Annotated in this window: 5 protein-coding genes and 1 pseudogene; 1 reads left to right on the forward strand and 5 read right to left on the reverse strand. The window is 63.3% G+C overall.

The window, feature by feature from the left end; genetic code table 11:
- Positions 1-2: 2 nt before the first annotated feature.
- The 3 genes from F474_RS06900 to recQ all read right to left on the reverse strand — a co-directional run bounded on the left by F474_RS06900 (position 3) and on the right by recQ (position 5,134).
- Complete coding sequence (locus tag F474_RS06900; RefSeq protein ID WP_165830275.1) at positions 3-2,390, reverse strand: FimV/HubP family polar landmark protein; 2,388 nt, start codon at positions 2,388-2,390, stop codon at positions 3-5.
- A gap of 74 nt (positions 2,391-2,464) precedes the next feature.
- Positions 2,465-2,902 (reverse strand): MarR family transcriptional regulator, encoded by a 438-nt coding sequence (locus tag F474_RS06905; protein ID WP_097083297.1) that lies wholly within the window; start codon positions 2,900-2,902, stop codon positions 2,465-2,467.
- Positions 2,903-2,995: 93 nt separating this feature from the next.
- Positions 2,996-5,134, reverse strand: a complete 2,139-nt coding sequence (recQ, locus tag F474_RS06910; RefSeq protein WP_097083296.1) for a DNA helicase RecQ — start codon at positions 5,132-5,134, stop codon at positions 2,996-2,998.
- 205 nt (positions 5,135-5,339) lie between these two features.
- Here recQ and F474_RS06915 point away from each other — a divergent pair, with 205 nt between their 5' ends.
- On the forward strand, positions 5,340-5,927 hold the full coding sequence (locus F474_RS06915; RefSeq protein ID WP_097083295.1) for a YecA family protein: 588 nt from the start codon (positions 5,340-5,342) through the stop codon (positions 5,925-5,927).
- Between the two features lie 121 nt (positions 5,928-6,048).
- Here F474_RS06915 and F474_RS06920 read toward each other — a convergent pair.
- Positions 6,049-7,455 (reverse strand): annotated as a pseudogene (locus tag F474_RS06920) (ATP-binding protein); the annotation flags it as partial.
- A 183-nt stretch (positions 7,456-7,638) separates the two neighbouring features.
- The coding region (locus tag F474_RS06925; RefSeq protein WP_125483369.1) for a VWA domain-containing protein at positions 7,639-10,860 on the reverse strand (3,222 nt) is incomplete at its 5' end.

Below are 10,860 nucleotides of genomic sequence, written 5' to 3' on the forward strand. Positions count from 1 at the left end.
GCTCAACGGTTTTCCAACTGGGCGAGCAACGTTCGGGCCTGCTGGCGGCTGGCGCCGTCGCCCTCACGCAGCAGCTCGTAGAGCAAGCGGCTCGCTGCATCGGCGTCGCCGCCGTCGATCAGGGCTTGCGCTTGCTCCAGTTTTTCGGCCCCGTCGTACTGGCTGTCGATGTCATCCATGTCAAGTGACAACTCCCCCAGTTCCCTCAGCTCATCCATCGAGGGCAGTTCGTCGAGATCAGGCAGGTCGGGTATTTCACCGAGCAGTTCGAACTCATTCGAAGCAAGAGGCTCGTCACCGAAATGGCGCTCGAAATCCACTTCAAGCGCTTGCGCGTCGAATTCCTGCACCGGCGCCAACGCCAGCCGCTCGTCCTGATGGGCGGTGAAGTCACCGAGGAAATCCTCCTCGGGCATCTCGAAAACCTCGGGCAATTCCTTGAGGTTGCTGGTGAAGCCGAGGTCTACCGGCGCTGGCTCTTCGAAGGGCTCGGGCGCTACTTCCTCAACACCCGCACTGCGTGGCGCGGGTGTATCGAAAGGGTCGACCGAGGCCCAGTCAGCATCGAGCGATAGGTCGTCCAGGCTTAGCTGGAACTCGGCCGGCTCCGCGATAGCGGGATCGACAGGCGGCTCAAGGTCCGAAAGGTCCGGCAAGTCGCTGAGTTCGAGATCCAGTGGCAGCTCGGCTGCAGCAGCGGGTGGCTCGGGCATCACGTGCCGAGCAGGCTCAGGTTGCGGTGGTTCAGCCTGGGCCGTGCTTGCAGTAGCGGCTGCCGCAGCAGTGGCAGCCAATGCCAGGGCGATCTTGGGATAGCGCTCGCGAACCTGGTCGAGCTCGTGGGCAGGCACACCATGCCCGCGCAGCTGGCGATCCTCGTCGACATAGGCCGCGGTATCACCCTGCATCGCGAGCACTTCGAGGATCCGAAGGCGCAGGTCCATGCGCCCGGGCTCACGCTTGACGCCTTCGCGCAGGATACCCAGCGCTTCGTTGAAGCGCCCGTAGGCAATATAGATGCTGGCGCCGTCGAGCGCGTCGGTGGCTGGCGGCGACTTGCGAGCAGGGGCCGGGCCGGGTGCCACGGGCGTTTCCTGAAGGTCATCGTCTTCTTCCAGCGCAGCCGTTGCAGCCACGGCGGGCCCCCTGTAGGGCTGCGGCGCCGTGGGGTGTTCGGCCACTACCACGCCTTTGGGCGCCTTTGCGGTGCGCCGCCGCCATAGCAGCAAGCCCAGCAGCAGCGCGACCGCTACCAGTGCCGCGACTTGGTACATCCAGCTGTCGTCCTCGGCCATCACCGGTTCTGAGACCACCACAGGTGCCGCCGGGGCGGGCTTTGAGGGAGCCGAACTCGGCACCGAACCGGGAGCCGAAACGGGAGCCGCAGGCGAGGCGGTTGGCGCCGGCTGAGCAGGTGCTGCAGGAGGTTGCGAGGCTGGCGGTTTGCTGCCGCTCAATTGATTTTGCAACTCATCGATATGCTGGTCGCGGCTCGCCAGGTCGCTCTGCAGGCTCTTGACCTGGTTTTGCAGGTTGTCCAGGTTCTGCTGCAATTGTTGGTTGAGTACGCTCGCGGCCATATCCGGGGCGGGCGCTGGCGGTGCGGGGGCCGTTTTATCCCCGGTCGAGGCAGCCTCTGCGGGCGAAGGGGCTTGCGGCAACACTGCAACATCAGGTAGCAGGAGGGCCTGGCCAGCCTTGAGCGGGCCACGGCTGGGGTTCAAGGCCCGCAGGTCGCGAGCCAGCTCGTTAGGGGGCGTTGGCGTACCGGCAGTGACCAGGCGCTGGGTGATCGTCCACAACGTATCGCCCTTCTGCACAACGTAGCGCTTGCCTTCGGTAGCTGACGGCCGAGCACGCTCGGCGGCCGGCGCAGCCGGCTTAGCCTGCACAGGCGGCACGGGTGTTACGTCAGCGGCCTGGCGGCTGCCAGGGCTCGGAATTTGCGCCGGTGCAAGGGCTACCGCACCCGGCGGATCGATCAGCAGGGTATAACCGCGCAGCAGCTGGCCGCTGGGCCTGTCGACCTGCACAACGAAGCTCAGATACGGTTCAACCACCGCCTTGGTCGAGGCCACGTGGATGAACGCGCGCCCATTGCGGAAAACTGGGGTGAAGCTCAGATCGGAGAGGAAAAACGGGCGGTCCAGCCCAGCGTTGGCGAATGCCTGTGGCGATGCCAGCCCGACCCGCATGTCTTCAGGCCCCAGCCCTGCAACGTCGAGCAGCTCGATATCAGCATTGAAAGGCTGGTTCAGCCCAGAGTGCAAGCTGATGTTCCCCAGCCCAAGCGCATTGGCCATGCCTGGTAACGCCACGGCAGCGGCGAGGCAGGAAGCCTTCAGAAGGCGCAGGGCCAACCTGGGTGTGGGCGTGAAACGCATGTGCATGAGCATCCCTTGGGAAATACTGCTACCGGTAACATCGTTATAGCTTGCAGCCGATCATTCTCAAAGCGCACACCTCAGGATTTCTTTTCGAGGTTGGCCAGCACCTTGGCGTGCACAGCCATCGCTATTCGCAGTTCCTCATCACCCACCCCGTCGAAGAGCTCGGCACGCAACGCCTGGGCGATCGCTTCGATCTGGTCGATCAACGGCATCGCTACCTGGCTGAGCATGATCTTCTTGGCTCGGCGGTCTTCCTGCACGGCCAGGCGCTGAACCAGCCCCTGGCTCTCCAGGCTGTCGAGAAGCCTGGCCAAAGTCGGGCCCTCGACCCCTACACTCTTGGCGAGCTCGCGCTGAGTGGGGGCCTCGGTAAAACGCGCCAGGTGCAGCAATACAAGCCAACGTGCCTGGGATAACCCCAGCCCAGCCAGGCGCCGGTCCAGCTCGCCACGCCACGCACGGGACAGCTGCGCCAATTGAGTACCGAAACGGTGTTGATCGTTCAACGGCATAAAAAACCCACGGTTCAGAAAGACACGTTCGAATAATTTGTTAGTGAGCTAAGCATGACCCATGCCAAGCTGCAAGCTGCCTGTTCCGGCAGGCTACAGCTGGAATTCAGCCTGCAGTGCCGCACGCACGCAGTGCAGCACGCCATCGGGCACGCGCCCGGCGAACAGCGGCTGGACCTCACTGACCGAGGGGAGCTCACCCTCACCATCGAGGAAAGCATCCTGCAGCTCCATGAGCAGCTCCTCGGGCAAGTCCAGTGCTTGCTCAAGCGACAGCTGTTGCTCGCCGATGAGCTCGGCGAGCAGGCTGTAGACGTTCTTTTCGGTGCACTTGAGCTGGCCGGCGATCTGCGCTGGCGTCATGCCCGCCCGCGCCAGGCTCACCAATTCGTGGCGCAGGTCGGTGGGCGAAGCCGAGGCCGATGGCGCTTGCCCCCCGGCCAGCACTTCCAGGAAGGCCTGCCCGTAACGCTCGAGCTTGCGCGCACCGACGCCGCTCACCTGGGCCATGTCGCCTAGGTCGCGTGGCTGGCTACGCAGCATTTCGAGCAAGGTCGAGTCGGGGAAGATGACATAGGGCGGCACCTTGTGCTCTTCGGCCAGGCGCCTGCGCAAGGCCCGCAGCGCCTCCCACTGCTCGCGCTCCTCGCCCCGCACCAGCTGGCTCGCGGGGCTGCCGCCACCGCTGGAGCGAGCGGCCACTTGCGGCTTGGTATCGCGGCGCAGCTCCAGCTCCTGTTCGCCGCGCAGCAGCGGGCGGCAGGCTTCGGTCAGGCGCAAGCCTCCGAAGCCTTCCAGGTCGATATCGGCCAGGCCGCGGGCTACCAACTGGCGAAAGAGCGTTCGCCACTCGGCATCGGCCATCTCTTTGCCTACCCCGAACACCGCCAATTGCTGATGGCCGGCTTGGCGCACCTTGTCGTTGTCTTTGCCCAGCAGTACATCGACCAGATGGCCTACACCGTAGCGCTGGCCGGTACGGTACACCGCCGACAGCGCCTGGCGCGCAGGCTCGGTAGCATTCCAGGTTTGCACGCCGTCGATGCAGTTGTCGCAGTGGCCGCACGGTTCGGGCAGCACTTCGTCGAAATAGGCCAGCATCGCCTGGCGCCGGCAGCGCGTCTCTTCACACAGGGCTAGCATGGCGTCGAGCTTGTGCTGCTCAACACGCTTATGGCGCTCGTCTCCTTCGGAGTTCTGCATCATCTGCTTGAGCATCAGCACATCCTGAAGGCCATAAGCCATCCAGGCGTCGGCAGGCAGGCCATCGCGACCTGCGCGGCCGGTTTCCTGGTAGTAGGCTTCCAGCGATTTGGGCAGGTCCATGTGCGCGACGAACCGCACGTTCGGTTTGTCGATGCCCATACCGAAAGCAATGGTGGCCACCATGATCAGCCCTTCCTCGTTGAGGAAGCGCTTCTGATGGAAGGCACGCAGGTCAGCGGGCAGCCCTGCATGATAAGGCAGCGCCGGGTAGCCCTGCTCGCACAGGAAGGCCGCGATATCGTCGACCTTCTTGCGTGAAAGGCAATAAACGATGCCAGCGTCGCCCTTGCGCTGGGCAAGGAAACTGAGCAACTGCTTGCGCGGCTGCTCTTTGGGCAGGATGCGGTAGAAGATATTGGGCCGGTCGAAGCTCGACAGAAACCTTTCGGCGTCATGCAGGTGAAGCCGATTGACGATTTCCTCGCGGGTGCGTTTGTCGGCCGTGGCGGTCAACGCGATGCGTGGCACATCGGGAAACAATTCGGCCAGGCGGCCCAGCTCGAGGTATTCGGGGCGAAAGTCATGGCCCCACTGCGATACGCAATGCGCTTCGTCGATGGCGAACAGGGCGATGTCCAGTTGCTGCAAAAAACTGAGCATGCGCGGCTGCACCAGCCGCTCGGGTGCCAGGTAGAGCATCTTGATCTCGCCCTGGCGGAGCCGAACGGCCAACTGGCGCTGCTGCTCGGCATCGAGCGTGGAATTCAGCGCCGCCGCTGCTACGCCGAGCTCGTCTAGGGTGGCGACCTGGTCGTCCATCAGGGCGATCAGTGGCGAAACGATGACCGCCAGGCCGGTACGCAGCAAGCCCGGCACCTGATAGCACAGCGACTTGCCGCCGCCGGTGGGCATCAGTACCAGCGCGTCGCCCCCCTTGGCTACGCGCTCGATGATTTCGCCCTGACGGCCCCGGAAGCTGTCATAGCCGAATACATCCTTGAGAACGCGCAGTGCCTGTTCGTGCATCGTAACCTCTGACCCCCTGGAAACACTCGCCGCGAAGTGTGGATGAGAAAACGCAAGGCGCCGCAGCTAAAACGTAACCGCGGATGAGCCAGGCGTTGGAGGCGGCAGTATACCCCAGCCGGGCGTATTGGTCCGGCCGCTGGCGCTAATGCCCATGCAGGGCCTAGAATTACCCTTTGTTCCCACCCCCAAGGTAGCCACCTCAATGTCCTTCGCTGAGCAACTTACACGCCTGCAAGCCTTTCTCGACGCCGACGACCTGCACGAGGAAGCGCTGGACTACATCGCCACTCATGGCTACCTCACGGCATTGTCGATCTGCGCCGAGCCGGTGCCGGAGCGTGAGTGGATCGACGCACTGTTTGCTGAAGAGCCTCACTACAGCAGCGAGGCCCAGCACGTAGAGGTCGAAACGACCCTGGTAGCCCTGAAGGCCCACATCGCCCGCCAGCTGGCCAGCGACGAGGAATTCGAGCTGCCATGCGACCTCGACCTGGGCGATGAGCCCGACGAGTCGGACCTGCGCGGCTGGTGCATCGGGTTCATGGAAGGTGTGTTCCTGCGCGAGGCCGCGTGGTTCGATACCGCCGAGGATGAAGTGAGCGAGCTGCTGCTGCCGATCATGGCTGCCTCGGGCTTGTTCGACGAACAACCCGAATTCGCCGACATTGCCCGCGATGCCGACCTGCTCGACGAAATGATCGTGCAGATCCCGGAGATCCTCACCGGCCTCTACCTGATCAGCCACGCCCCGGATGAAAAACCCGCGCTGCTCAAACCCCGCCACCATTGATTTCGAACCGCCCGCCCGACGGGGCGGCGGTGACCGGCAGCCTGCCAGGCTAGAGGTTCATGAGTTGCCGCGGCTCGGTAACGGCATCGTTCGACGCTTCGCCTACCAGGTCAGGGCAGGCGTCGGCAGCCACCGACGCCTGGCAGCGCGGCAGGTAGATCGACACCTCAGTGCCCTGCCCCAGCACCGAGGCAATGCGTACCCCACCCCCTGACTGCTGGGCGAAGCCATAGATCATCGACAGCCCAAGGCCTGTGCCCTGCCCCACCGGCTTGGTGGTGAAGAAGGGCTCGAACACGCGCGCCAGAATCTCAGGAGCGATACCGGTGCCGGTGTCGGTCACGCTCAGGCACAGGTATTCACCCGTCGCCAGGCCTGCGTTGTCGTCGACGTGCGCGTTGACCCACCGGTTGCGCGTGCGAAGGGTCATGTGCCCGCCTTCAGGCATTGCGTCGCGGGCATTGATGCAGAGATTCAACAAAGCGTTTTCCAGTTGGCCCGCATCCACCCGCACCAGCCAGAGCGCGTCAGCCGCCTCGGTTTTGACCAGAATCCGCCCACCGACGGTGCGCTGCACCAACTCCACCATCCCATGCATCAGCGCATTGACGTCGGTAGGCCTTGGGTCGAGCGCCTGCCTACGTGAAAACGCCAGCAGCCTGTGGGTAAGCGAGGCGGCACGCTGAGTCGCGCCCTGCGCGGCCACCAGGTACTTGCCCAGGTCATCGGGCCGGCCCTGCTCGATACGTCGCTCCATCATCCCCAACGCCCCGGAAATGCCCGCAAGCAGGTTGTTGAAGTCGTGGGCCAGGCCACCTGTGAGCTGACCGACCGCTTCCATTTTCTGCGATTGGCGCAGTTTCTCCTCGGCCTGCAGCAGTTCAGCGGTACGCTCCATAACACGCCGTTCGAGGTTTTCATTGAATTGGCGTAACGCTTGCTCGGCGGCCGTACGCTCTAGCAGGTCGGCCGCCTGGCGCGCCAGGATGTCGAGCAGGCGCAAGTCGCGCTCGCTGGGGTGATGAGGCTCGCGCCAATGGGTAGAAATCATGCCCAGCAGTTGACCGTTACGGCTCATCAACGGCGTGGTTTGAGCAGAACGGATACCGGCCAGGCGAAATGCCGCAAGGTCTTGCGTGCCAGCGATGCCCGGCCATTGTTCGAAATCCGGGATGATCACACGCTCGCGCAGGATCAAAGCCTGGGTGCAACTGCTGCGTGCGCCGGGGTCGACCCACTGCCAGAGCTCGATAGCCTCAGGGGATAGCCCATGGGAGTAAAGCAACTGCAGCTGGCCATCATGGCTCGGCTCGTCGCCCTTTACGCACAACAGCTGCATCGTGCCGAAATGAGACCCCGTGATGGCTACCGCCGCATCGACGATCTTGCCATACAGTGCCTCGCGATCCTGTTCACCGATAAGAGCCACACTGATGCTGTGCAACAACTCGATGTCCGACATAGGGTCGCGGGAGGCGCGCGCCGAGTGCGGAAACACTACCGGGCAGGCGCGAGTCGAATTGGGCATTGGGGGCTCCCACGGAGCTGGCGTTAGGCGTCATCGAGCGTATCAGCAAATGCTCGAGCGCGCGATGTGGTGGCATCAAGAAGAACGGCTGCCGCTATTCAGGCAGCCTCAAAGCCATCATACAGCGGCCAAATGGGCAGCCTCATGACAGCTGCCGCCCATTTTTAGCCTCATGCCGGGGAATTACGACGCCTCGACCTTGAGCGAATGGTCGCCCAGCAGCCCATTGATGACATCGTGAGCGCTGACCACCAAGCCATGGTTGCCGTCGGCTTGAGTGCTGGCATGGTACTGCTCGGCGAGGTTCACATGGTCAAGCTCGATGGACTGGGCGTTGCTGCCCTTGCCGACGATCAAGGTGCTGCTGACATCATCGCCCTTGCCGGTTTGGGTCACTTTGAAGAAGTCATCCAATGAGCCGTTCTTGGCGACATCGCCCAGCAGCTGGCTGAGGTCGAGCGTATCCACGCCTGGCTTGAAGTTGGTCACTACGTCATGGCCGTTGCTGCCGGGCTCCCAGGCGAAAGTATTGGCCCCGGCACCGCCGCTGAGCACCTCGTGCCCAGCACCGGCAACCACCACCTCGTGCCCCTTGCCATCCTGCGGCTGGGCCTGGTCGCTGCCGAACAATGGCTGCTCATGTTCATCCCCCAGAAGGGTGCCCAGGTTCTGATGGTCCGCTTTGCCAGCGGCCTCTTTGGCGGGGGTGTTTTCGGCTACGGCCTGTTCGCTTGCATGGGCTACGGCGACACGAGCGTGGCTGGTGTGCTCGGCCGTCTGCACCTCGGCGTGGGTGACTTGCAGCGCGTGGGTTTCCACCTGCGGCTGGCCGTAATGCAAGCCCAGCTTGAGGCTGTAGTCGCTATCCTGGCCACGCGCGGCCACGGCCGGCGCCTCGGTAACCTTGATGTGATACTGACCATCGTGGTCGGCGGTGAAACCGTCCTTGCCCAACGCGTGATACACGCCATCGCTATCGGCCCAGCTCACGCTGACTTTCTTGCCGTCCTGCTGGCTGACGTCCAGGGTTTCGCCCTTGCGCAGCGACACGGTGAGTGCGTCGCTCAAGCGGCCGTTTTCCGCGGTGCCCAGGGTCCCCGCCACCAGTACCGTGGCCAGCAGGATGGCCGTATTGGCGTGAAAGTCCGAGCGCTCGATCGCGCGGGCGTCATCCAGCACTCGCAGCCGGTTCACGCTTGTGGCGGTGAAATCGGCCTCCGCTGCAGCCTTGACATTGACCACCAGTGAAGAGCTGGCCGTATCGCGATCGTTGTCTTCCAGGGTGAACGTGATGTTCTCGCGGTAGCCGCCAGCGTTGCCGTTCTGCAGGGCGTACTGGTAGGCACCGGTGTTGAGGTTGACCGTCAGTTCACCGGAGTGGGCGGTGCTGATGGTGAGCTCACCACTGGCGGGGTTGAAGCTGTACTTCGCGTTAGGGTCGCTGGCCTGAACGCTGCCAAGCTCTCGGCCGTTGGCTGGAGCGTAGGTCCAGGTCACACCGTCCACGCTCAGCGTGCTGACGTGGCCGCCGTCGGCACCAAAGCCCCCTTCGCCCACCAGCGAACCGCTGACCGGCGCACTGGTGACGGTGCCAGCCAACGCATCGGGCAGGTCGCTCAGGTTGCGTGCCCATTGCGCGTCAGTGTTCTGCCCGCGTACGCCGTCATATGCGATCGGGTCAAGGTATTGGGTGTCCAGGCTCGGGCCCATGCCGATGGCGTAGGATTTGATGTTGTGGTCACGCAGGAAACCTTCCCAGCTCTGAGCTTCGGCTGCACTGATGCCGTCACCCACGCCCGGCTCGGTCTCACGGCCGTTCTGCACACCTGTAACCGGCAGTGGCTGCTGGTCAGAAAGGGTCGGGTTGCCGTCGGAAAGGAAGTAGCTGACGTTCTGGCCGCTCGCCAGGGCACCCGGCGCACTCCAGGCCGAGCTGGCCTTGTCCAGGGCGTAGTCGTAGTTGGTGCCACCTGAGGCGGTGATGTCATTGAGCGCCGCACGCGCTTGGTCGGCGGTCATCCAGTGCGACTCAAGCTGGTTGGCGTAGGTGTTGAACGTCACGATCTGAACCCGCACATCGCCCAGGTCGCTGTATTGACCGATCAGTGTGTCGATGGCCTGCTTGGCGAAATCCAGACGCGACAGGTCACCGACCTTGCTGGGGCCATTCATGCTGTTGGAAGTATCGAGCACCAGCATCAGGTTGGTACCGGCGTTCTGCACATCCAGGGTCGGGGCGTCATGGCTTGCACTGGGCACATCGTCAACGATGCGCATGTGCAGCTCGCCTGTGGTCTTTTCGCCCCCACGGCTCTCGGCAGCAATGGAGATATTGTCGTCCAAGGTATTGGCGCCCTGGCCCGCCGCGTGGTCAGCCGCTTTCTCAAGCGTGTACTTGTAGTACACGGTGCCGTCGGAGTAGCCAGTGACCGTAAAGGTGCCGTGATCGGTTTTGGCCGACGCGCCGTTCTGGTCGATCACGACCTGGCCGTTCTTGACCACCTCAACCCCGCCTACCGTCAGGTTCTGCACACCATCGGCGGCCTCGACCTTGAAAGTACTGTCAACGGTTCGGCCATCGCTGTTCTCGTGACTACCGCCAGGCAGCGCGCTTTCCTGAACGGTCAGTGTGTCCTGAGCGATGTTCAGGGTAATGGGGTCGACGAGGTTGTTGACCTGGATGTTGAGCCAGGAGGTCGCGGAATCGCCGTCGCCATCGGTGATCTGATACTGGAAATGTTCTTCGGCATGTTGGCCAGGCACGATTGCCTTGTAAGCGGCGCTGTCGGTGTTCAGCGCGTAGGTGTAAGTGCCGTCGCTGTTCAGATTCAGCGTGCCATAGATACCTTGAACGTTGGACTGGGCGGTGACAGGCCGCTCGTTGCTGTCGGCACCGATCAGATCATTGGTCAAGACACTGCCACTGATGCGGGTGTTGTGATCCGAGACAGTGGCGAAGTCCGGCTTGGCAATCGGGGCGTCATCGACGATCTGCACATTCAGCCAGGCCAGGTCGCTCTGGCCTTGTGGGTCGGTAGCCACGACCTTGAAGTCTTCGTACAGCGCTTGATCGGCCTTGCCCAGGTTCTGCTGGGCTTCGCTCAGGGTGTAGCTGTAGCTCAGGGTCTGGGTGGCCGCGTCGTAGCCGGTGATGGTCAGGGTGTTGCCGTCCTGCCCGACCACCGAGGTACCCACCAGCGCGTCGTTGCTGATGATCTGCACGCCGTCGATGGTCAGCGAACTCAGCCCGTCCTTGGCATCGATGTTGAAACTGCCCTTCACGGTCAGCGCGTCGGCATTGGGGTCGGTGCCGTTGGGCAGGTTCGCTTCGTTGACGGAGTGCTCGGGGCCTTTGTTGTCCAGGCCAACGATGGTCACGCCGTGATCGACGCCGGCCACCGGAAC

The organism is Pseudomonas sp. URIL14HWK12:I12 (assembly GCF_003097135.1).
Taxonomy (GTDB): domain Bacteria; phylum Pseudomonadota; class Gammaproteobacteria; order Pseudomonadales; family Pseudomonadaceae; genus Aquipseudomonas.

What these genes read in the sequence shown, in the direction of transcription:
- F474_RS06915 (WP_097083295.1), top strand. Translation starts at nt 5,340, where the DNA reads ATGTCCTTCGCTGAGCAACTTACACGCCTGCAAGCCTTTCTCGACGCC.
- recQ (WP_097083296.1), bottom strand. Translation starts at nt 5,134, where the DNA reads ATGCACGAACAGGCACTGCGCGTTCTCAAGGATGTATTCGGCTATGAC.
- F474_RS06900 (WP_165830275.1), bottom strand. Translation starts at nt 2,390, where the DNA reads ATGCACATGCGTTTCACGCCCACACCCAGGTTGGCCCTGCGCCTTCTG.
- F474_RS06905 (WP_097083297.1), bottom strand. Translation starts at nt 2,902, where the DNA reads ATGCCGTTGAACGATCAACACCGTTTCGGTACTCAATTGGCGCAGCTG.